Origin of the sequence: Kitasatospora sp. NPDC091276, from assembly GCF_040684355.1 — a bacterium.
Classification (GTDB): domain Bacteria; phylum Actinomycetota; class Actinomycetes; order Streptomycetales; family Streptomycetaceae; genus Kitasatospora.
In genome coordinates, this window is record NZ_JBFBFU010000013.1 from 200,620 (window position 1) to 221,034 (window position 20,415).

General features: G+C 72.4%; 18 protein-coding genes and 1 pseudogene. 10 read left to right on the top strand and 9 right to left on the bottom strand.

The window, feature by feature from the left end:
* Window positions 1-137: 137 nt before the first annotated feature.
* Window positions 138-1,409, bottom strand: coding sequence for an MFS transporter (locus AB0O19_RS18780; RefSeq protein WP_363620750.1), 1,272 nt, complete (start codon window positions 1,407-1,409; stop codon window positions 138-140).
* 379 nt (window positions 1,410-1,788) lie between these two features.
* Between AB0O19_RS18780 and AB0O19_RS18785 the strand changes: the two genes are divergently transcribed.
* The 3 genes from AB0O19_RS18785 (at window position 1,789) to AB0O19_RS18795 (ending at window position 4,963) form a co-directional block, all read left to right on the top strand.
* Window positions 1,789-2,445, top strand: coding sequence for a 1,4-alpha-glucan branching protein (locus tag AB0O19_RS18785; protein WP_363586651.1), 657 nt, complete (start codon window positions 1,789-1,791; stop codon window positions 2,443-2,445).
* A 273-nt stretch (window positions 2,446-2,718) separates the two neighbouring features.
* Window positions 2,719-3,591 carry a universal stress protein gene (locus AB0O19_RS18790; RefSeq protein ID WP_363620752.1) on the top strand — a complete coding sequence of 291 codons (873 nt, stop codon included), beginning with the start codon at window positions 2,719-2,721 and terminating at the stop codon, window positions 3,589-3,591.
* A gap of 391 nt (window positions 3,592-3,982) precedes the next feature.
* Window positions 3,983-4,963, top strand: a complete 981-nt coding sequence (locus tag AB0O19_RS18795; protein WP_363620754.1) for an aldo/keto reductase — start codon at window positions 3,983-3,985, stop codon at window positions 4,961-4,963.
* A gap of 106 nt (window positions 4,964-5,069) precedes the next feature.
* Here AB0O19_RS18795 and AB0O19_RS18800 read toward each other — a convergent pair whose 3' ends face one another.
* The 4 genes from AB0O19_RS18800 to AB0O19_RS18815 form a co-directional block, all read right to left on the bottom strand.
* The gene (locus tag AB0O19_RS18800; RefSeq protein ID WP_363620756.1) at window positions 5,070-5,723 is read right to left on the bottom strand and encodes a GAP family protein; all 654 of its coding nucleotides are present in this window, start codon (window positions 5,721-5,723) and stop codon (window positions 5,070-5,072) included.
* 269 nt (window positions 5,724-5,992) lie between these two features.
* Window positions 5,993-6,433, bottom strand: a complete 441-nt coding sequence (locus AB0O19_RS18805) for a nuclear transport factor 2 family protein (protein ID WP_363620758.1) — start codon at window positions 6,431-6,433, stop codon at window positions 5,993-5,995.
* A gap of 2 nt (window positions 6,434-6,435) precedes the next feature.
* The gene (locus AB0O19_RS18810; protein ID WP_363620760.1) at window positions 6,436-6,564 is read right to left on the bottom strand and encodes a hypothetical protein; all 129 of its coding nucleotides are present in this window, start codon (window positions 6,562-6,564) and stop codon (window positions 6,436-6,438) included.
* Window positions 6,565-6,777: 213 nt separating this feature from the next.
* Window positions 6,778-7,347 carry a WHG domain-containing protein gene (locus AB0O19_RS18815; protein WP_363620761.1) on the bottom strand — a complete coding sequence of 190 codons (570 nt, stop codon included), beginning with the start codon at window positions 7,345-7,347 and terminating at the stop codon, window positions 6,778-6,780.
* Window positions 7,348-7,418: 71 nt separating this feature from the next.
* Here AB0O19_RS18815 and AB0O19_RS18820 point away from each other — a divergent pair, with 71 nt between their 5' ends.
* Window positions 7,419-7,913, top strand: a complete 495-nt coding sequence (locus tag AB0O19_RS18820) for an FBP domain-containing protein (RefSeq protein ID WP_363620763.1) — start codon at window positions 7,419-7,421, stop codon at window positions 7,911-7,913.
* 418 nt (window positions 7,914-8,331) lie between these two features.
* On the opposite strand, the gene AB0O19_RS18825 is transcribed toward AB0O19_RS18820, so the two are convergent.
* Window positions 8,332-9,594, bottom strand: coding sequence for an MFS transporter (locus AB0O19_RS18825; RefSeq protein WP_363620765.1), 1,263 nt, complete (start codon window positions 9,592-9,594; stop codon window positions 8,332-8,334).
* A gap of 229 nt (window positions 9,595-9,823) precedes the next feature.
* Here AB0O19_RS18825 and AB0O19_RS18830 point away from each other — a divergent pair, with 229 nt between their 5' ends.
* Entirely contained in the window at window positions 9,824-10,678 is an 855-nt protein-coding gene (locus AB0O19_RS18830) for an amidohydrolase family protein (RefSeq protein ID WP_363620767.1), read from the top strand.
* A 51-nt stretch (window positions 10,679-10,729) separates the two neighbouring features.
* Here the strand turns inward: AB0O19_RS18830 and AB0O19_RS18835 are convergent, their stop codons facing one another.
* Entirely contained in the window at window positions 10,730-11,632 is a 903-nt protein-coding gene (locus tag AB0O19_RS18835; protein WP_363620769.1) for an alpha/beta hydrolase, read from the bottom strand.
* 18 nt (window positions 11,633-11,650) lie between these two features.
* Between AB0O19_RS18835 and AB0O19_RS18840 the strand changes: the two genes are divergently transcribed.
* Window positions 11,651-12,148: a MarR family transcriptional regulator gene (locus AB0O19_RS18840; protein ID WP_363620771.1), complete on the top strand. Its 498-nt coding sequence runs from the start codon at window positions 11,651-11,653 to the stop codon at window positions 12,146-12,148.
* A 516-nt stretch (window positions 12,149-12,664) separates the two neighbouring features.
* On the opposite strand, the gene AB0O19_RS18845 is transcribed toward AB0O19_RS18840, so the two are convergent.
* Together AB0O19_RS18845 and AB0O19_RS18850 are read right to left on the bottom strand one after the other, a co-directional pair.
* Window positions 12,665-12,856, bottom strand: coding sequence for a hypothetical protein (locus AB0O19_RS18845; protein WP_363620773.1), 192 nt, complete (start codon window positions 12,854-12,856; stop codon window positions 12,665-12,667).
* A gap of 76 nt (window positions 12,857-12,932) precedes the next feature.
* Window positions 12,933-13,436, bottom strand: a pseudogene (locus AB0O19_RS18850) (hypothetical protein); the annotation flags it as partial.
* Between the two features lie 160 nt (window positions 13,437-13,596).
* Here AB0O19_RS18850 and AB0O19_RS18855 point away from each other — a divergent pair.
* From AB0O19_RS18855 to fabF, 4 genes are all read left to right on the top strand, one after another.
* A complete protein-coding gene (locus AB0O19_RS18855; protein ID WP_363620775.1) occupies window positions 13,597-14,508 on the top strand; it encodes a phosphotransferase in 912 nt (303 codons plus the stop codon).
* A 243-nt stretch (window positions 14,509-14,751) separates the two neighbouring features.
* Window positions 14,752-17,433 carry an aldehyde dehydrogenase family protein gene (locus AB0O19_RS18860; protein ID WP_363620777.1) on the top strand — a complete coding sequence of 894 codons (2,682 nt, stop codon included), beginning with the start codon at window positions 14,752-14,754 and terminating at the stop codon, window positions 17,431-17,433.
* A 5-nt stretch (window positions 17,434-17,438) separates the two neighbouring features.
* A complete protein-coding gene (locus AB0O19_RS18865; protein ID WP_363620779.1) occupies window positions 17,439-19,136 on the top strand; it encodes a thiamine pyrophosphate-binding protein in 1,698 nt (565 codons plus the stop codon).
* Window positions 19,133-20,410 carry a beta-ketoacyl-ACP synthase II gene (fabF, locus tag AB0O19_RS18870; protein WP_363620781.1) on the top strand — a complete coding sequence of 426 codons (1,278 nt, stop codon included), beginning with the start codon at window positions 19,133-19,135 and terminating at the stop codon, window positions 20,408-20,410. Before AB0O19_RS18865 ends, fabF begins: the two co-directional genes overlap by 4 nt.
* Window positions 20,411-20,415 lie beyond the last annotated feature (5 nt).

The following is a 20,415-nucleotide window of genomic DNA, read 5'->3' on the forward strand; positions in this document are numbered from 1 at the left end:
CGCGCGGGTACGGACCGCCCCGGGGTACGGCGGGTGAGCGGATCGGGCTGGTGCCTGCGGCGCGGTGGCGCCGACGGATCCGGTGGCGCGGTGCTTGAGGTGGGGTGCGGTGGGGTGACTGCGGCGGGGTGGAGGGTTCAGCGTTTGCGGGACCGGGCGACCACGACCAGGAAGCCGAGCGCCAGCACGATCGGGACGGCGTGCGAGACGCCGACCACGGTCAGCGGGCTGAGCAGCGCCAGCAGCGATCCGCTCAGCAGCATCCCGGTGCCCATGCCGACGTTCTCGGCGGAGGTCAGCAACCCGAAGGCCTGGCCGCGCCGTTCGTCGGCGAGGGCCTGGATCCGGGTGGTGTACGAGATCTCGGTGAAGCCGTCGCCGAGCCCGGCACCGACCGCCGCCAGCAGGAACAGCGGGGTCGGCAGTCCGGTGAAGACCAGGATGAAACAGCCGGACATCAGACAGGTGCCCAGGGCGAAGGCGCGCTCGCCCGGTTCGATGCCCCGGCGCAGCAGGAGCCGGGAGACCAGTTGCTGGGCGCCGAGGTTGCCGACCGCCCAGGTGGCCCAGAACATGCCCAGCAGCGCGGCCGGGTTGCCGGGAGAGTGCTGGTTGGCGAAGACCGGCAGGCTGATGTTGTGCGCGGCCGAGCCGAAGGCGTCCAGCAGCCGGATCGCCGCCATCGCGCCGACCACCGGGGCGGCCCGCAGGACGATCAGCGCCTGCCACCGGCTCCCGCGCCGCTTCGCCCCCGCGGCGGGACCGGCGGGATCAGCCGGTTCTGCGGCGGGCTGCTCGGCGGGCTCGGCCCGGGTGCGCAGCGGCAGCCGGAGCACCACCGCCGCGAACACCAGGAAGCTGGACGCGTCGATGAGCAGCGCCGCGCGGAACCCGGCCCAGGCCACCACCACGCCGGCGGAGGCGAAGCCGAGCACCATGGCGGCCGAACGGCAGCTGGCCATCAGGCTGTTGGCACGGGCCCTGCGTTCGGAGCCGACCATCTCCGGGATGCTGGTCCGCAGCGCGACGGCGCACACCGCGGCCGCGCCGCCGAAGACCAGCGCGAGCGAGTAGAGCACCGGGATGCGTGCCGGGACGGGCGCGAGGGCCACCACGACCAGGGCCAGCGCCTGGGCCAGCGCGCAGCCCGTCATCAGCCGCCGCCGGTCGGTCCGGGCCACCAGCCGCCCGGAGACCAGGCCGCCGACGAGGCCGCCGGCCAGTCGGATGATCAGGTACCCGGCCGTGCCGAGCGCGTTCCCGGCCGCCTCGTAGGCGAACAGGCTGAGCGCCACCAGGTCGAGCTGGCTCCCGTACGTGGACAGGGCGTCGCCCAGTGCCAGCCGGTAGAACACCCGGGGCAGCTTGTCGGCGCTCTGGTGCGGTACTTGCTGTGCAGTGTCCGGCACCGGTCCCCCAGGCACGCCGTGTCGGTCGGTTCAGTGTGACATTGCACTGCAATCTAAGGGTGACCCCTCAGCAGATCAAGACCTTGATCGCCTGCTTGTCCGAAAGATCGCAAGTTCGGCCGACCCGGAACCATCTTTCCAGCCAGACTGGCGAGTTGGTGCCGGTACGCCCTACCGCCCGACGGCCGCGCGGGTGCCGGGCGAGAGGCCCACCGGTGGACGACGGAGGACGGGGAGGCCCGTTAGGCCAGGAGCAGGAGCAGGGCCAGGACCGGGCCGGAACGGCAACGAACGTCGCAGCGGAACCTGCCCGCCCGTCAGCCCCGCACGGGTGGGAGGGTATGACCATCGCATTCGCACAACGGAGGAGACCCCCGGCATGTCCGTCATCCACCAGACCACCCTCCAGCCGAGCAAGCTGGAGCTGCTCGCCTCCTGGCTCCCCTCCCGCCCCTGGTACCGCGGCGGCGCGGGCGCCCCGGACCTGGCCAAGGCCGGCGGCTTCCGGCTGGACGACCCCCAGGGCGAGGTCGGGATCGAGTTCATGGTGGTCACCGACACCTCGGGCCCCGCCCCCGCCACCTACTTCGTCCCGCTCACCTACCGCGGCGCCCCGCTCGACGGGGCGGAGCACGCGCTCGTCGGCACCATGGAGCACGGCGAGCTGGGGCGGCGCTGGGCCTACGACGGCTGCCACGACCCGGTGCTGGTCGCCCAGTTGTCGGCCCTGATCGAGGGCCGGGTCCAAGCCCAGGACCAGAACATCAGCGACACCCCCGACCTGGAGGTCACCCGCTCCTACCGCGGCGACACCCCCCTGAGCCCCACCGCCGCCGCCGACGACCAGGAGGGCACCGAGCTGTCGGCACCCCGGGGCGCGACCCTGCGCCTGCACCGGGTGCTGCACCCCGCCGCGGACGACGCGGCCCTCCCGGCCCCGGAGACGGCCGGCCACCTCGGCGGCCTCTGGCAGCTGCCCGACGGCACGCGCGCACGGGGCCTGTTCGCCGTCCTGCACACCGCCCCGCGCGCCTGACCGGTGCTCTGACCACCCACGTTCCCCCGGCCGATCCGCCGAGCCGGGGCCGGACCGCCCGGGGCGCGGCCCTGCGCCGGGAGGCGCCGGCCGCGGCTCCCGCCGATACTGGCCGGGGGTGCCCGGGCCACGTACGACCTGCGGGACGCGGCATGGACCACGGTCGCGGCGTCCGGCTCGACCGCCCCTTCCGGCGGGCGGTCGAAACGGTCGCCGCCGCCCTCGACTCGCTGCGGGCCCGACCGGCCCGGACCCAACCCCTGGGAGGTCGCCGTGAACGGTCCCGTCACCGTGAACGGTCCCGTCGTCGCGGGCTTCGACGGTTCGCCGGAGAGCCTCGCCGCCACCGCGTGGGCCGCCCGGGAGGCGCTGCGCCGCGGGCTCGCCCTCGAACTCCTCCAGGCCTGGCCCTGGCCCAAGCGGGACTCGGTCGGCACCAGCGAGGTGTACAACCGCAGCCGGGACGCCCTGGCCGCCCGCGAGGCGGAGCTGCGCGCCACGCACGCCGGCCTCCAGGTCTCCTCCCGCCAGGTCCCCGACGACCCGGCCAAGGCGCTGGAGACCGCCGGCCGGACCTCCGCCGTGCTCGTGCTCGGCTCCCGGGGGCTGGGGCCCGTGCGCGGCTTCCTGGTCGGCTCGGTGAGCCAGGAGGTGCTGCGCCGGGCCACCTGCCCGGTGGTGCTGGTCCGGGCCGGTGAGGACGAGGGGGGCGCCGCCACCGACCCCGTCCTGGTGGGCGTCGACCTCGCGCATCCGCCGGACGACGTCCTCGCGTTCGCCTTCGAGGCGGCCGCCCACCGCTCGGCACCCCTGCGGATCGTCCACGTCTGGGCGCCGCCGGCCGGCAGCGAGTACATGGCGTTCGACGCCATCGGAGGGCTGGAGAAGGAGCTGTCCGCCTCCGAGCGGAAGCGGTTCGCCGACGCCCTGGCCCTCTGGCTGGCCCGCTACCCTCAGGTGACCGTGACGTCCGAGCTCGTCCGGGGCAACGCCGCCATCGTCCTGGTGGAAGCGTCGGAGGCGGCCCGGCTGGTCGTCCTCGGCCGCCACGTCCGGCGGATGCCTCTCGGCGCCCACCTCGGCCCGGTGGCGCACGCCGCGATCCACCACGTCCGCTGCCCGGTCGCCGTCGTCCCGGACACCTGACCGCTCGCGAGGGCCGCCGTCCGCTCCGGCCCTCCGACGACAGAGCAGGCCCCATGAATGCCGACGATCGCCCTTGACCAGTCGCCGGGGAGGACGCGCGATGAGAGCGCGAGGTCAGGCGGAGGTGCCGGGCCGCGGGATGGGAGAGGGATAGGCTTCCGAGCCGGAGATCATGGTCCCGATCCATCGTCGCGGCCCAGCCGGCCAGCAGGTTCAGGGCGTCGCACGCGGGTGTGGCGGGTTCGGCGCCGTAGGCCATGAGGGTCAGTCCGGTGTCGCGGCGAGTTCCAGGGCCTCGTAGCCGAGGGTGAGTTCACGGTGGGGGGAGTGAAGGCGGCAGCCTTTCGGAGCAGGTACACACGTCCACGTCACCGGGGAAGAGGAGTACGCCATGGAGTACACGCGTTTGGGAACGTCGGGGCTCAGGATCAGCCGGATCGCCCTGGGCTGTATGAGCTTCGGCGACCCGGCCAGGAGGACGACCTGGGCGCTCGACGACGACGCGGCCGAGCCGGTCTTCCGCCAGGCCGTCGAACTCGGCATCACGTTCTGGGACACCGCGAACATCTACGGTCTGGGCACCTCGGAGGAGGTCGTCGGGCGGGCGCTGCGCAAGTACACCCGGCGTGAGGACATCGTCGTGGCCACCAAGCTGTGGGCGCCGATGCACCAGGGACCGGGCGGGTCGGGGCTGTCCCGCAAGGCCGTCATGGAACAGATCGACGCCTCGCTGCGGCGCCTGGACACCGACTACGTCGACGTCTACCAGATCCACCGCTTCGACCCGCAGACGCCGGTCGAGGAGACGATGGAGGCGCTGCACGATGTGGTCAAGGCGGGCAAGGCCCGCTACATCGGTGCCTCGTCGATGTGGGCCTGGCAGTTCGCCAAGATGCAGCATGCCGCACAGGCCCACGGGTGGACCCGGTTCGTCTCCATGCAGGACCAGTACAGCCTGATCCACCGCGAGGAGGAGCGCGAGATGTTCGGCCTGCTCGCCGACCAGGGCGTGGGAAGCATTCCGTGGAGCCCCCTGGGCGGGGGGCTGGTCACCCGGCCCTGGGGCGAACGCTCCACGCCACGTGCGGAGCTCAACCGGACAGTCGATCAGCAGGACCGGCCGATCTTCCTGGACAGCGACCGGGCCGTCGTCGAGGCTGTCCAGCGCATCGCCCTGGCCCGCGGTGTGTCGATGGCACAGGTCGCGATGGCCTGGGTGTTGAAGAACCCGGTCGTCTCCGCCCCGATCGTGGGCGCGACCAAGCCGCACCACCTCGCCGACGCCGTCGCCGCGCTCGACCTGACGCTCACCGCCGAGGAGACCGACTCCCTCGAAGAGCCCTACGTCCCGCGCCGGCCCACGTTCTTCTAGCCTCGCGCGCTCACGGCCTCGGCCCTCCTGCCGCATCGTGCGACGGCCGGGAGGGCCGGGCCGTACGGTCCGAGAGGGACCGCCGAGGAGGAGGTCCTCGTACCGGTCACAGTCCGGTGACACCCTCGACGACGAGGAGTACGCCGATCACGGCCAAGACCAGGGCGGTGACGGCGCTGTTGTGGGTCTCCAACCACGTCCTGGCCCTGCCCAGCGGAGTGAGGACCCGCTCCCCCGCCGCGATGTGGAGCAGCAGGGGAAGCCCGACGGTGGAAACGGCGATCGCGGTGAACACCGCCACGGCGGCGACGCCACGGGACGGACCCAGTTCGGCGGAGCCGATGGTCAGCCCCGCCGCCGCGGACAGCAGGATGTTCTTCGGGTTGGCTGCCGACAGCAGGAGGCCCAGCCGCAGGGCCTTGGCCGGCGTGGCATCCGTGAGGCTCCGCATCCAGGCCGGGGTCCCCGTCTTGGAGCGGGAGCGCCACTGCCGCCCGGCGAGCAGGACGAGGACCACGCCGAGGCCGGCCTTCGTCCAGGACGCCCAGGTGGGTGTCTCCTCGCGGGTCTCGATGACGGCCGCGAGGGCCGCGGACACCGACGCCACCACGAGGATCCCGGCCGCCCACCCAGCCAGGAAGGCTCCGCCCGTCGCCCTGGGCCGAGGAGTGAACAGCAGGAAGAGCGCCGGAACGATCGGCAGCGGCGACAGCGCGATGGCCAGGGCGAGCGGCGTCACCTCGCTCAACACGACGTTCACGGACCACCTTCCTCCCGCCGCCGCACACGGCCCAGGTACCACAGTCCAGCCCAGGCCCGGGGGCGACCGGGCCTCGGCATGGCCCGGTCCGGGTCCGGGACGTCGTCTCGCGCGCGCTCCATGGTCTCCATGTCTACCGCGCGGCCGCTCCGTGCCCGTCGCGACAGGCCAGGACCCGGGAACGGGTGCCGGCCTCGGGCCCGGGCGGCCTGGTCGGCCCGGGACACGGCCGTGGCGGTGTCACCCGTGCGCGACCGCGGCTCGCTCCGTCAGCGGTGATCGGACGGCCATCCGAGGGCGCGGAAGACGGCGACGGGGTCGAGGTAGTCGCGCCAGTGCGTCACCCGGCGGTCCTTGACGGTGATCACTGAGACGAAGTGGTTGTCGTAGCGGAGCCCGGTGTGGACGGCGTGCCCGTGCACGGCGTACTCCAGGACGACCACGGACGTGTCGGGGTCCCGGTGGACGGCCAGTTCGTCCGCGCCGGTCAGGACCATCGCGTCGCCGTAGCCCCGGTACAGGTCGGCGACCGCCTGGCGGCCCTGGACTCGGCGCGGGTAGCCGGGGACGGAGACCACGTACTCGACGACGACGTCCTCGGCCAGGAGGTCGAAGAAGTGGCCGCCGTCGACCAGACCGGCGAGGCCTTCCTGGACGATCCGGAAGAACGGGTCCAGCGCCGCGAAGTCCTCGAGGTTCCCGATGGTCATGGTCACGCACCCGCCTTTGCCGTCCAGGCGTGGGCGTCGCGCTGCGCGAACTCCCGGAACGCGGTCGGCATGCAACCGGTGGTGCGGCCGGTGCCGCCGAGAACGAGCGTGGTGTGCGGTGATCCGGTCATGGCTCCATGGTGAGGGGCCCGGGAGCGGACGCCCGCCATTGAGTTCTTCGGGGTGGTTGGGGTCACCCCGTCAGAGGGGCGGTGTGGCCGCGACGCTGACACCGACCGCCGGCCACCTGCCGCCGGGCCCGGGGCGGACTCGGGCTCACCCACCTCGCGGTGATGGCCTCCTACCGGCCGCCCCGGGGCGCAGGCGGCCCTGCGAGCGGGCGGTCAGGCCGCCGGCCAGTTGCGCAGCAGTGCGTCGAGGGCGTCGAGGATGCGCGCCCAGGTGTCCTCCGTGCCGCGCGGGGTGTGCTGGAAGCTCCCGGCCCGTTCCAGGGCCACGTAGCCGTGGAAGGTGCTGCCGAGCAGCCGGACGGCGTCGGTCTCGTCGGGTTCCGCGAGGTCGTAGCCGCGCAGGATCGCGCGCGTCATCTGCGAGTGCCGGACTCCGGCGCTGGCGCGCGCGGTCTCGGGGTCGAGTTCGAGCTGCGCGGCGGCGTAGCGACCGGGGTGTTCGTGGGCGTAGTCGCGGTAGGCGTTGGCGAAGGCGGCCAGGGCGTCCTTGCCGGCGCGTCCGGCCAGGGCGGCGGCGACCCGGTCGGCGAGTTCCTCGAGTGCGAGCAGGGCGATCCTGGTCTTGAGGTCCTGGGAGTTCTTGACGTGCGAGTACAGGCTCGCGTCCTTGACGCCGAAGTGTCGTGCCAGCGCCGAGACCGTGACCTTGTCGAAGCCGACCTCGTCGGCCAGTTCCGCTCCCGCCCGGGTGAGTCGTTCCGCGTTCAGTCCTACGCGCGCCATGGCCTTCCCTCCGATCGACTGAGGCCATTATACATTTGCCTAATAACCCTAGGTAATTTACGTTGACTCCTATGAAGCCGTTGACCGACCAAGAGATCCGTGCCGCCTTCGTGAACTGCACCAAGGGCGAGGCGAAGCGACTGCACATCCCCCGCGACCTGGCCGAACAGCCCTGGGACGACCTGGACTTCCTCGGGTGGCGCGACCCGCAGGCGCCCGACCGCGCCTACCTCGCGGCCGAGTCGGACGGCCGCGCGGTGGCGGTCGCGCTGCGCTCCTCCGGTGCCGCCTCCTGGCAGGCCCGCCGCAGCATCTGTTCGCTGTGCGTGACCACCCACACCGGGGGCGTCTCGCTGCTGGTCGCACCCCTGGCCGGGAAGGCCGGCAAGCAGGGCAACTCCGTCGGCGCCTACATGTGCAGCGACCTCGCCTGCTCGCTCTACGTGCGCGGCAAGCGGGAGACCGGCACCCGGCTGCACGAGTCGCTCACCACCGAGGAGAAGATCCGGCGCACCGTGGCCAACGTCGCCGCCTTCGTCGCCAAGGTCACCGCGTCACCCGTGTGACCCGCGTGACCCATGGCGGGCATCGCCCCGGTTCGCGGCAGAACGCGCGGGTTCCCGGAATGCTGAGCGCCGAGGAGCCGGAACCCGCACGTCAGCCGGTGGCCGCGGTGGGTCCCGGGTACGGGTTCGCCCAGACGTCCGACGCAAAACGCTCGCGCCGTGACCGAGAAGGTCGGCCGGGTTGGCGTTGACGAGGTCGGAGACGGCAAGCGGCTCGTCGGCACCGTCGAGGACGCCTCCTGACGCTGTGACCACATACGTCCACCAGGTCGGTGCCGGCGCGACCTCGGCCGGTTGAGTGTCGTGAGGCGTTCACCCCGGAAGGGGCGCGACGGCAGAGCCGGTCAGGATCCGCAGGCTCACGCTGCCCCGCCCCTGGGCTGCGCGGACGCTCCCCAGCGTCCGCGCAGCCCTCCCCCTACCTGGGGAGCTTGGCGATGCGCTCCGGGCGGGCGGCGGGGGCCGGGTCGTGGGGCAGTTCGCGGTCCCGGGTCTCGGGGAGGCAGGTGGCGGCGATGGCCGCCAGCGCGTAGGCGAGCCCCGCGAAGAGGGCGATGCTCGCCGCGAGTCCGAGGCGTCCGGAGAGGTAGCCGACGAGGGCGGGGAAAGCGGCGCTGACGATGCGGCCCAGGTTGTAGCAGAAGCCCTGCCCGGTACCCCGGACGCGGGTGGGGTACAACTCCGCGAACAGGGCGCCCAGTCCGCCGGGGATGCCGGCCGAGAAGAACCCGAGCGGCGCGCCCGCGATGAGGGTGCCGAGATCGCCGAGTGGCAGCAGCAGGTAGGGAACGAGGGTCACGAGGCAGCACAGGGCGAAGAGGACGACGTTGCGGCGGCGGCCGATCCGGTCGGAGAGCCACCCGGATGCGAGGTAGCCGAGGAACGAGCCGGCGATGAAGACCGCGAGGTGCCCGCTGCTGCCCATCACCGACAGGTGCCGGGTGGTGTGGAGGTAGGTGGGCAGGAAGGTGGTGAGGGCGTAGTAGCCGCCGTGGCTGCCGAGCCCGAGCAGCGCGCCGAAGACGGTGACCCTCAGCAGGCCGGGGCGGAAGATCTCCGTCGGCGAGGACTTCTCCCGCCGCCGCTGGTCGGCCGTGGGGTCGGCGATCCCGCGGCGGAGGGCGAGCACCAGCAAGGCGGGCAGCACGCCGAGCCAGAACATCGCCCGCCACGCCCAGGCCTGCGGCAGGACGGCGACCAGCACCGAGTAGGCGGCGAGGGTGAGGGCCCAGCCGACGGCCCACCCGCTCTGCACCGCCCCGAGGGCCCTCCCCCGGTACCGCGTGGTCACGTACTCGCTGATCAGTACCGCGCCCGCGGCCCACTCACCGCCGAAGCCGATGCCCTGCAGGCACCGGAAGGCCAGCAGGGATTCGAAGCCGTCCGCGAAGCCGACGAGCGCGGTCGCCACCGCGTACCAGGCGATGGTGAAGCGCAGGACGGCCACCCGGTCCCACCGGTCGGAGGCCGCCCCGGCCAGCCAGCCGCCGAGCGCGGTGCAGACCAGGGTGACCGAGGAGGCCAGCCCGCCCTGGCCGTTGGTGAGATGCCACAGCGCGGTGAGGGTCGGCAGCACCAGGCCGTAGATCTGCGCGTCGGCCCCTTCCAGCGCCCAGCCCCCGAAGGTGGCCCAGAACGCCCGTCGCCCCCCGGGCGACGCCGAGCGGTACCACTGACGCATGCTCGCTCCTTACCTGAGGTCGGTGCGGTAGCAGTCGGTGCGGTAGCAGTCGGTGCGGTGCCGGAAGGAACCAACGACCGGCACGGCGCAGCGGCAGCGCCTCCGCGGCACCGGCCGCCCTGAACGTGAGCACGTCAGTACGTCGTCGAACATGCAGGCCAATATGACAGTCGGTCAGATGAAGGTCCAGAGGCCCCCGGCCCTGGGCCCCCGGACCTACCATCGACGGGTGATCTGCGAACCGGCCGAGTCGGTGGAGTCGGTGGACACCCACGCCCACGTGTTCCACCGCGGCCTGCCCGGGGCCGACCGCCCCCGCTACGTGCCGGACTACGACGCCCTCCCGGCGACGTACCTGGCGCTGCTCGACCGGCACGGCATCGGCGGCGCGGTCCTCGTCCAGCCGAGCTTCCTGGGATCGCACAACGAGTTCCTGCTCGGCTGCCTGGCCCGGCACCCCGCCAGGTTCCGCGCCGTCATCGTGCTGGACCACGACCGCCCCTGCCGTCCGGACGCGCTCGCCCCGCTCGCCCTCGACGGCGTCGCGGGCATCCGCCTCAACCTGATCGGCCGGCGGGTGCCCGACCTGGCCGGGCCGCACTGGCGGCAGGTGGCCGCACTGCTGGCCGGGCGCGGGCAGCACCTGGAGGTGCACGCGGCGGGCGAACAGTGGGCGGCGATCGCGCCCGCCCTCCGCAACTGGCCGTCCCCCGTGGTGATCGACCACCTCGGCCTGCCGGGCGCGTCCGAGGGCGCCGACCGCGCGGTACTGGATCTGGCTACGCGCGACCACGTGTGGATCAAGGCCTCCGCGCCCTACCGCTGCGCCCCCGGCGCGCCCGACGCGCCGGGCCTCATGCTGCGGCGCGTGCTGGAGGAAGCGGGCCACCAGCGCCTGCTGTGGGGCAGCGACTGGCCCTGGACCCGCCACGAACGCGGCAGGACGTTCGCCGAGTGCCTCGCCTGGCCGGCCGCGTACGTCGGCCCGTCGGCCCTGCGCGCCGCCGTCACCGTGAACCCGGTCCGGCTGCTGAACTGGTCGCCCCGGCGACGAGCAGCAGCCGGACCGCAGGCACCGGTCTGAACGATCACCTGGCCACGCCAGCGGCCCGGCGGCCGGTGAGGGCGCGGAGCGTCAGGGAGCGGGGATGCGCTGGGCGAGGAAGAGGGCGGCGCGGTCGAGTGCCTGGTCGGCTTCGTCGAGGGGGCCGCCCGCGAAGGCCTGGAAGACGTGGGGGGCGTCGGCGGTGATGTCGAGGATGACGTCGACTCCGGCGTCGCGGGCGCGGGCGGCGAGGCGGGTGGAGTCGTCGAGGAGGATCTCGTTGGCGCCCACCTGGATGAGGAGCGGGGGGAAGCCGGTCAGGTCGGCGAAGAGGGCCGGGCTGAGGAGGGGCTGCGCGGGGTCCTGGCCGGCGAGGTACATGGCCCCGGTGTGCAGCACGGCCTCGCGGGTGAAGATCGGGTCGATGCCGTCCTTGGTCGTCATGCTCTCCCCGCTCCGGGTGGCGTCCACGCCCGGGGAGAAGGCCACGATCGCGGCGGGCAGCGGCAGGCCCGCGTCGCGGGCGGCGAGGGTGGTGGTGACCGCGTAACCGCCGCCGGCGGAGTCCCCGGCGAACGCGATGGCGGACGGGTCCAGGCCGCTGTCGAGGAGGGCGCGGTAAGCGCTCAGGTTGTCTTCCAGGCCAGCCGGGAACGGGTGTTCGGGGGCCAGCCGGTAGTCCACCGAGTACGCGTCGAGCCCGGTCCTCGAGACGAGTTGCGCGGTCAGCGACAGCGCGGTCTCGGGAGAGCCGAAGACGAAGCCGCCACCGTGGAAGTACAGGATCGTGCCCGGGCGTGCGCCGCTGTCCGGTGTGACGTGCAGGGCGGGCCGGCCGCCGAGCGCGGCCTGAGCGGTGCGGACGTCGTCCGGGACGATCATCGTGTCCATCAGCGCCCTGAACCCGGCGCGCAGCTCCTCGACGGAGCGCGGGCCCTCCGGCCGGGGCCGGCGGAGCATCGCGTCGATCTTGGCGAGCTGTTCCTTGCTCATCTGCGTTCCTCCTATGGAATGACTTCCTCTACACTATATGCCGTGGAATATACATCGGATGGCATCGCCGACCTCCAGGGATTCTTCGCGGATCTCGTCCGCTGTGAGACGCGCCTGTACAACGCGCTGAACGACCGCCTGCGCGAGCGGCACGGCATCGTGACCTCGCAGTTCGAGTTCCTGCGGTTCCTGCGCGAGCACCCGGGGGCCCGGGTGGCCGACCTCGCCGCGGAGTTCGCCATCGGGGCCGGCGCGACCAGCAAGGGCGTCGACCGCCTGGAGAAGCAGGGCTGGGTCGTCCGCCAGGCCAATCCGGCGGACCGCCGGTCCTCGCTCCTGGCCCTGACCGACGACGGTTCACAGCTCCTGGACGCCGCCGAGGCGACCTTCACCGCGGGCCTGAGCGAACTGGTCGAAGGCACCCTCGACCGGTCCACGACGGCAGCCGCCGCCCGGGCCCTCCGCCGGCTGCGCTCCGCGCTCGAACGCGACCAGGTCGGCACCCCCACCGGCTGAAGGCGCAATCCCGGTCAACTGCCCGCCCACGTGCGGCCCGGCGACACCGCGCTCCTCCGCCGTCACCTTCGGTGAAGGCCCGGTTGGGGTTGCCTCCGCGGCCGGCAAGGCGCAGGCTGGAACTGTCCCCTGGAAGCCGCGTAGGGCGAGAGCCCCACGGAAAGCAGGGAGTTCGGGAGCGTCACCGCCCGTCCGGAGGAGCGGCCCATCCCGAGCACACCCGGGTGAAACGAAACGAACCGTCCGGTCCGACTGCGCACGGACGGAGGCCCCCAGCGGGGGTCGCTCTCGGAACAGCATCTCGCCGCGTCGTACGCGACGCTCCGTCCGGCCAGTGAGCACGGACGGCACCAACGAAGGCATTCGAAAGCATTGCAGGCGTCAAGAACGAGAGTGTAAGTCGCAGGAGCAGTAGAGGCCCCCTCCTGGTAGAGGGGGCCGACGCCTGCGTCGGGCAGACCTCGCCACCGCTTCAAGCCCTCCCCTGTCGGCTTCGGTGCCCGTCCAGGGCAGGGCTCAGCCGTCCAGTGAGAGTGCGTTCTTGGCGTGCGCGACGGATTCCTCCGAGGCGGGTCCGCCGGGGTTCTCGGTGGCCAGGGCCTGGTTGAGGGTGACGAACGGGCGCATCCGCCGCTCGTAGCGGGCATACGCGGTGCGGTGGTCGCCGCCGGCCCGGGCAAGGCAGTCGGCCAGCACGTGGGCGCCCACGAGGGCCAGGCTGGTGCCCTGCCCCGAGAGGGGGGGAAGGGCAGTAGCCGGCGTCTCCGAGCAGGGTCACCCGGCCCCGCGACCACGGGTCCATGCGGATCCGGGCCATGGCGTCGCAGTAGAAGTCGGGGGCCGTCCGGGCGGCCTCGGCCAAGCGGGTCCCTTCCCAGCGCATCGACGCGAGCTTGTCCACGACGAGCTGCCGGAGGGCGCCCCCGCCGCGGAGGCCGTGGGCGAGGGGCGCGGACTCGAAACCGAAGGCGATCCTGAGTTCGGTGTTGTCGCGTACGGGCATGATGCCGAAACCCGTGTCGCCGCCCCGCAGCCACACCTGCCAGTCGTCCAGGGCGAGGAAGTTGTCCGCGCTGAACACCGAGAGGTAGCTGCCCAGGTGGTGGGCGAAGTGCTCCTCCGGACCGAAGGCCAGGCGCCGTACGGTGGAGTGCAGGCCGTCGGCCCCGACCACGAGGTCGAAGGTGCGGGACGGTCCGTGCGAGAAGTCGACGCGCACGCCGGTCTCGTCCTCGTCCAGCGCGGTGACGCTGTCGCCGAAGAGGTACTCGACGCCTACCGCCGCGATCGGGGGACCTCACCGTCCGGCGGCATCGCGGCGGCCTGCGGCTGACCGTTGACCGTCGTACCGCTGAAGTCCTTTGCGCGCGCTGCCGCCCGGATGATGAGGTGGAAGGGTGACTGACCCTCATGAGACGTCGGCCGTGCGGCCGTTGACACTGGCTTGGGTGGGCCGGCACCTGGAGGCCGGCGAGCGGATCGTCGGAATCGAGGCGCTGCACGGCGGCATCACCGCCGAAATGCGGAGGCTGACCATCGGCACGCGGGACGGAGGCACCCGCGACCTGGTGCTGCGGAGTTTCGTCGACCCGTTCTCCGTGGAGCGCGCCGAGGACTGGCTGGACAGGGAGGCCGGCGCCCTGGCCCTGCTGGCGGGGACCGGCGTGCCGGCTCCCGCGCTGGTCGCGGTTGATCCGAGCGCCGCACAGTGCGAGTATCCGTCGCTCCTCATGACGCATCTGGCGGGCCGGACGGTCCTCGACGATGAGGGGGTGGAGGAACGCGTCCCCCTGCTGGCCCGTCAGCTCGTGGCGATCCACGCGCTGCGGCCCGCCGAACGGCCCCGGGATTACGTGGCGTTGACGACCGCCGACACCGTCGTGGTGCCGAAGGGCGCCGACGCGGCGGCATGGGCCGCGGCGATCGACGTGATCCGCAGGCCCGCGCCGCCCGGTGAAGGGCGGTTCCTGCACCGGGACTTCCAACCCGGCAACGTGCTGTTCGACGTGCCGCCCCCAGGGCCGGCAGGTGCGCGGATCACCGGCGTCGTCGACTGGGCGGCGGCTTCCTGGGGCCCGGCGGATCTCGACGTGGCGCACTGCTCCACCAATCTCGCGCTGCTGCACGGCCCGGCGTGGGGTCAGCGGTTCGCCGAGGCGTACGAGGAGGCCGGCGGGGTGCTGGCCGCGACCGCGAGCGAGCGGCTGTACTGGCGGGTGCGGGACGGACTGGCGTGCTCGGAGGAAGTGCGGTCGGTGGCGCAGCCCTGGCAGGAGGCCGGACGGACGGAGCTGACGGCGCGAGCCGTGGAGCAGCGGCTGGACGCCTACGTCACCGCCCTGGTGGACGCCCTGGGCTGAGCCAGGGCCGATCCGGGGTGCGGGCCGGGGTGCGGGCCGGGGTGCCAGGGTGCCGGGGCCACCCTCACCTTCAATAGCCATATGAAATTATTTCTATTGAGAATATCTCACTCCCCATATGCCTCTTTCGTCACTGCGCACCCAATCACCCTGCACAGGTAGCGGAATTTCGTCGAAGCACTCGACACCGTTCCGCAGTTATGGGACAGTCAATTTGAACCACCTGGTTTTGAGGAGCACAAGTTGCCCGTTTCCAGGAGACTGATCTCGCCCGACGGGCGCATCTGGGAGACCGACGAAATCGTGGCCCGCGTATTCGCCGCCACCGAACTTCTCGCACGCCGTGGCGTCGAACCCGGTTCACGGGTGATGATGAGCGGGGCCAATTCCCCGGAATGGGTCGTCACCCTGCTCGCGCTCATTCACCTCGACGCTTCGGTGGTCCTGGCCGATCATCGAGCCACCCCGTCACAGCGATCGAAGATCCGCACCCAGGCGCGCGTGGTGCTCGAAATCAGCGACGGTGCGGGCCGCACCGCGGCGCCGCGCCCCGCTTCGAACACCGCTGCCGTGCCCGACGTCGCGAGCTGGGCACGGCGTCAGGACGCCGCGATCTCCTGGTCGTCGGGGACAACCGGCAGCCCCAAAGGCATCGTCCGCTCCGGCCGTTCGATCCTGGACAACCTCGCGCTCAGTGCGGAACGCATGGGGTACCGGCCTGACGACGTCTTCCTGCCGATCCTGCCGTACTCCCACCAGTACGGTCTGTCACTGGTCCTCTGCTGGTGGCTGGGCGGAGGCACGCTCGTGGTCTACGGATCGACCACGCGCCTGGACCGTGCGCTCGCGGTCGGCGTGGACCACGGCCTCTCCATCGTCGACGGGGCCCCGTCGACCTACTACAGCCTGCTCAACCTGCTCGACCGTCGCCCCGCCCTCGTGAACGCGCTGGGGACGGTACGAGCCTGGTGCGTGGGCGGCGCGCCGCTGGGGAGCAACCTGGCGGCCCGGTTCCACGCCCGCACGGGCCGGCACCTGCTCGACGGCTACGGAGCGACCGAGGCCGGAAACATCGCGCTGGCGCCCCCGGCCGATCCGGTCGGGTGCGGCACGCCGCTGCCCGGTGTGGTCGTCGAAGTCCACGACGACCACGGCAGGCCGCTTCCCCACGGCCGGCTCGGCGAGCTCGTCGTCCGCAGTGACGGCCTGATGACCGGCCACCTCGGCGCTGACGGTGAGATCGTTCCGGTTTCGAGTCCCGTTCACCGCACCGGCGACATCGGCCTGATCGACGACGCCGGCCGCGTCTTCCCGGTCGGGCGCAAGCACGCCGCGCACCGCGACGGCCACACGCTCTATCCCGACCACCTTGCCAAGCTGGCCGAGTCGGCCGGCGCGCAGACGGAGGTCGTCGCGGTCCCCGACGCCCGTCTGGGCTGCCGCCTGGTGTTCGTGATCGCGGACCCGGACGCTCACGAGCCTGCGCACTGGAAACGGCTGCTGCGCCCTGTGTTCGCCCGCTACGAGCAGCCCGACCAGATCGTCGTGCTTCCCTCGCTGCCCCTCACGAACACGGGAAAGCCCGACCGGGCCGTTCTGGAGAAGATCGCCATGAGCTCGCTGTCCGCATCACCCGGGACGACCACCGACGTCACCGCGTCCGGCTCGACCACCAGCTCGACCACCGGCCCGGCCGGCGGTGCGAGCGGCTACCGCATCCCCTTCGCCGACCGCGTCGACGCGCTGCGCGCAGTGCGCCGGTACGTGGCCGACCACGAGGACGCGGTGATGGGGATCCTCACCGAGATCTCCCCCCACCACACCGCCGGCGCGGAGATCCGCTCGTTCCTCGCCACCCTGGACGGAGCGGAGGAGGAGATCCGTCGCGTCCGGCCCGGCCGCGTGCCTCGGGTCGCGGTCTTCATGCCCTCCAACATGCCGCTCCATTCCTACGCGCTCTACATGCTCATAGCATCCCTTTACAGCGAAAGAATCACCTTTCGGCCGTCCTCCGAGATCAAAAGCCAGATGCGGCGCTTGCACGACCTGCTGGCACCGGTTCACGGCCTGCCCATCAGCCTTTCCGAGCTCAGCCAGCGCAAGTTCGTGACGGGACCGGTACGCGAAGCGGACCTCATCGTCTTCACCGGCAATTACACCAATGCCGAGACCGTCCGCGAGGGGCTGGCGGAGGACCAACTCCTCCTCTTCTTCGGTAACGGCATCAATCCCTTCGTGGTCGCACCCGACGCCGACCTCACCCGCGCCGTGCACGACGTCACGAGGCTCCGGCTCTACAACTCGGGACAGGACTGCTTCGGTCCCGACGTCGTGTTCACGCCGAAGGGCCGCACCGAGGAATTCGTCGACCTGTTGTCCGCCGAACTGGCTTCGCTGCGTTTCGGGCAGAACGGCGACCCCGGCGCCGACTACGGTCCGATCTTCTACGACTCGGCGCTGGTGAACTGCTCGGGCTACCTGGTGCACCATGCCCGCCGCATCCGGCACGGCGGGCGCATCGACCTGCCGTCCCGCAAGATCGAGCCGACCGTGCTGCTCTGGGGCTTCGACGACAAGATCCCCCTTGAGGAGATGTTCGCCCCGGTGTTCAACGTCGTGGCCTACCCCAGCGCGAGGCTGTTGCGTGAACGGCTGTCGAACCCCTACTTCAGCGAACGCGCGCTGGGAGCGATGGTCTACGGGAACGATCCGCAGACGGTGGATGTCCTGGCCAGGCGTCACCAGACCTGTGTCGACCACACGCTGCTCGACGCCGAGGACGGCAACCGCCCGTTCGGCGGATTCGGGATGCGGGCGAACTACATCTCCTACGGCGGCGAGCGGCACGCCGAACCGCTGCTCATGTCGCAGGCCGTGGCGCAGACCCTCCCGGCGGCTGCGCCCGTCACGGCGAGTGGGGAGTGACCCAGGTGAACCAGGTGAACAAACGGTACGCCGACGCGTGGTCCGCAATCGTCGACCTGCTGGTGGCGAACGGGGTGGACACCTGCTTCGGGCTGCCCGGCGACGATCTGGAGTTGCTCCGCGCCCTCGACGCCGCCGGACTGGACCTCGTGCCGTGCCGTGACCAGCGCAACGCGATGTACATGGCGACCGGTTACGCGCTGCAGTCCGGCCGGCTCGCCGTATGCGCACTGGGCAAGGGCCCGGCTGTCACCCACGCGGCCACGGGGCTGCTCGAAGCGCGGGAGTCCGGTGCACCCGTCCTCGTGCTCGCCGCCGGCGTGCCCGAACGCCGCCGGGGCAGCGGCGGATTCCAGGAACTCGACCAGGTCGCCGTGACAGCACCGCTCGTGCGGTGGGCGCACCGGGTGGGGCACCCGGACCGGGTCGTCCCCGCGGCGGTGACGGCGCTGACCCGGGCTGTGGGGCCGCCGTCCGGGCCCGTGTACCTGGAGGTACCCGATGACGTCCGCACGGCGGAGGTCCTCGTCACCGGGCCGTGGCCGACGCTGCCCGAACCACTGGTCCTCGAATCCGTTCCCGTGACGCCGGGGCCGGCCCTGGCGGCGATCCGCGAGAGCCGGCGTCCGGTGGTGCTGGTGGGCGGCGGAATGCGGCACCGCAACGGCGGTGGCGTGGTCGAGCGCTTCGCCGAACGCCTCGGCGCGGCACTCTTCACCACCGCGTCCGGCCGCGGTGCCGTCGACGAGCACCACCCGCTGTTCTGCGGCGTGGCGGGCCTCTACGCCGCGGCCCCCGCCCGCGAACTGTGGTCGTCCTGCGACCTGGTGGTCTCGCTCGCCGGGCGGCTGGAGGAGACGGTCGTCGAAGGCGGAACACCGTGGCCCCCGGTCGCGGTGGTGCAGGTCAACGTGGACCCGGGCGGCCTGTCGGCCGAGTTCTCGGGCCCGCGGGTGCTCGGGGACGCCCGGCACGCCGTGCTCGGCTGGTCGCGGGCACTGGAGGAGGACGGCGAGGCCGAGCGCGCGGCCGCGACCGAGGTGTGGGCGACCAGGATCGCCGTCGCCCGCAAGGCCATGTCACTTGAGGCGGAGGCGGAACTGGTCCGCGCGGCGACACTCCCGGGGATCCGCATCGCCGAACTGCTCGCCGCGCTCGATGCCACCGCCGGCGAGCCCCGCGTGCTGGTCCAGGAGAACGGGCTGCAGGACATGTGGTCCTACGGCTTCCCCTTCCACGTCGGTGGCGGGTCCGTCGTGCCGTCGGAGCAGACCCCCCTGGGCTTCGGCGCGGCCGCGGCCATCGGGGTCAAACGGGCCGCCCCGGACCACGAGGTCACCGCGTTCATCGGAGACGGAGCGTTCCTCGCGGCCCGCGCGGACATCGCCGTCACCGCTCCGGCCCACGGCGGCGTGCTGTACGTGGTGCTGTGCAACGGCGGCTACGGCTGGCTGGACGCCCAACGCGCCCGCCTCGGTCTCGACGCCGAACGCCACCCCTTCACCCGTCCGGGCGCACCGCCGCCCGTGGTGGACAGACCGGACATCCACTGTCGAGTGCTGCGCGACAAGGCCGCGCTGACCGCTGAGATTCTCGCCGCGCGGCGGTTCTGCTCCCGGGGAGGCACAGCCGTGCTCATGGTGCCCGTCGCACCCGACGACATCCTCCCCTGCATCCGCGACGCCGAGGTGGTTCCCCAGTGACGAACGCAGGAGAGCGGGGCGACGCCGGGCCCAGCCGACCCCGGCGCCAGGTGGTGGTCACCGGGTACGGGGCGGTGACGCCGCTCGGCCACACTGTCGGTGAGACCTGGGCGGCGATGCTCGCCGGCCGCAGCGGCGTCGCCACCGTGGACGCGATCGACGTGACCGGTCTCGGAGTCCGGATCGGCGGCCAGGTGCGCGGCTTCACACCCGGCCGCTACATGCCGCCGACGGTCAGCCGCCGCGCCGACCCGTACGCGCAGTACGCCCTCGCCGCGGCACTGGAGGCGTGCGAGCACGCCGGACTCGTCGTCGACGACCGCCTGGCGCCGCGGGTCGCCGTGATCATCGGCAGTGGCTACGGCCCGGTCGGGTCGATCTACCGCGCCGCCAACACGCTGCGCGACAAAGGGCCCCGGGGCATCAGCCCGTTCACCCAGGTCACCACCGCCATGGACAGCGCCGCCTGCGAGATCAGCATGCGTCTCGGCACGCAGGGGCCCAGCCGGGCCCAGAGCACGGCGTGCGCCAGCGGCGCGGACGCGGTGGGCGCGGGGATGCGCATGATCGGCAACGGGGAGGCCGACGTCGTCCTGGTCGGCGGCGCCGACGCCTGCGTCACCACCGTCGACCTCGCGGGCAGCGGCAACGCCCGCGCGCTGTCCACGCGCAACGACGACCCGACCGCGGCGTGCCGACCGTTCGACGCGCACCGCGACGGGTTCGTGATGAGCGAGGGGGCCGCCGTGGTGGTGTTGGAGGCCGCCGAGGTGGCCGACCGGCGAGGGGCCACGGCTCTGGCCGAACTCGCGGGCTACGGAGCGAGTTCCGACGCTCATCACTGGACCGCCCCGCACCCGCAGGGACGCGGCGCGTGCCTCGCCGTCGAGGCGGCGCTGCGCGACGCGGGCATCACGGGGGCGGACGTGGACTACGTCAACGCGCACGGCACCGGAACGCTGCTGAACGACGCCACCGAGACGGCCGTCCTGCGCACGGTGCTGGGCGACCGTGTCACCCGGATCCCGGTCAGCTCCACCAAGTCGATGACCGGGCACATGATCGGTGCCGCCGGAGCGGTCGAGCTGGTGGCGTCGATCCAGGTCCTGCGCACGGGTGACGTGCCGCCGACCATCAACTGCGACGAGCCGATCGACCCGGACATCAACTTCGTGCCGCACCGGGCGCAGCACCACGAGCGGATGCGGATCGCTCTCAGCAACTCGTTCGGCTTCGGCGGCCACAATGCCGCTCTCGTGGTCCGAGCCGTGTGAGGGCC

What these genes read in the sequence shown, in the direction of transcription:
- AB0O19_RS18785 (WP_363586651.1), top strand. Translation starts at nt 1,789, where the DNA reads ATGTCCGTCATCCACCAGACCACCCTCCAGCCGAGCAAGCTGGAGCTG.
- AB0O19_RS18825 (WP_363620765.1), bottom strand. Translation starts at nt 9,594, where the DNA reads ATGCGTCAGTGGTACCGCTCGGCGTCGCCCGGGGGGCGACGGGCGTTC.
- AB0O19_RS18795 (WP_363620754.1), top strand. Translation starts at nt 3,983, where the DNA reads ATGGAGTACACGCGTTTGGGAACGTCGGGGCTCAGGATCAGCCGGATC.
- AB0O19_RS18835 (WP_363620769.1), bottom strand. Translation starts at nt 11,632, where the DNA reads ATGAGCAAGGAACAGCTCGCCAAGATCGACGCGATGCTCCGCCGGCCC.
- AB0O19_RS18820 (WP_363620763.1), top strand. Translation starts at nt 7,419, where the DNA reads ATGAAGCCGTTGACCGACCAAGAGATCCGTGCCGCCTTCGTGAACTGC.
- AB0O19_RS18840 (WP_363620771.1), top strand. Translation starts at nt 11,651, where the DNA reads ATGACTTCCTCTACACTATATGCCGTGGAATATACATCGGATGGCATC.
- AB0O19_RS18810 (WP_363620760.1), bottom strand. Translation starts at nt 6,564, where the DNA reads ATGACCGGATCACCGCACACCACGCTCGTTCTCGGCGGCACCGGCCGC.
- AB0O19_RS18805 (WP_363620758.1), bottom strand. Translation starts at nt 6,433, where the DNA reads ATGACCATCGGGAACCTCGAGGACTTCGCGGCGCTGGACCCGTTCTTC.
- AB0O19_RS18815 (WP_363620761.1), bottom strand. Translation starts at nt 7,347, where the DNA reads ATGGCGCGCGTAGGACTGAACGCGGAACGACTCACCCGGGCGGGAGCG.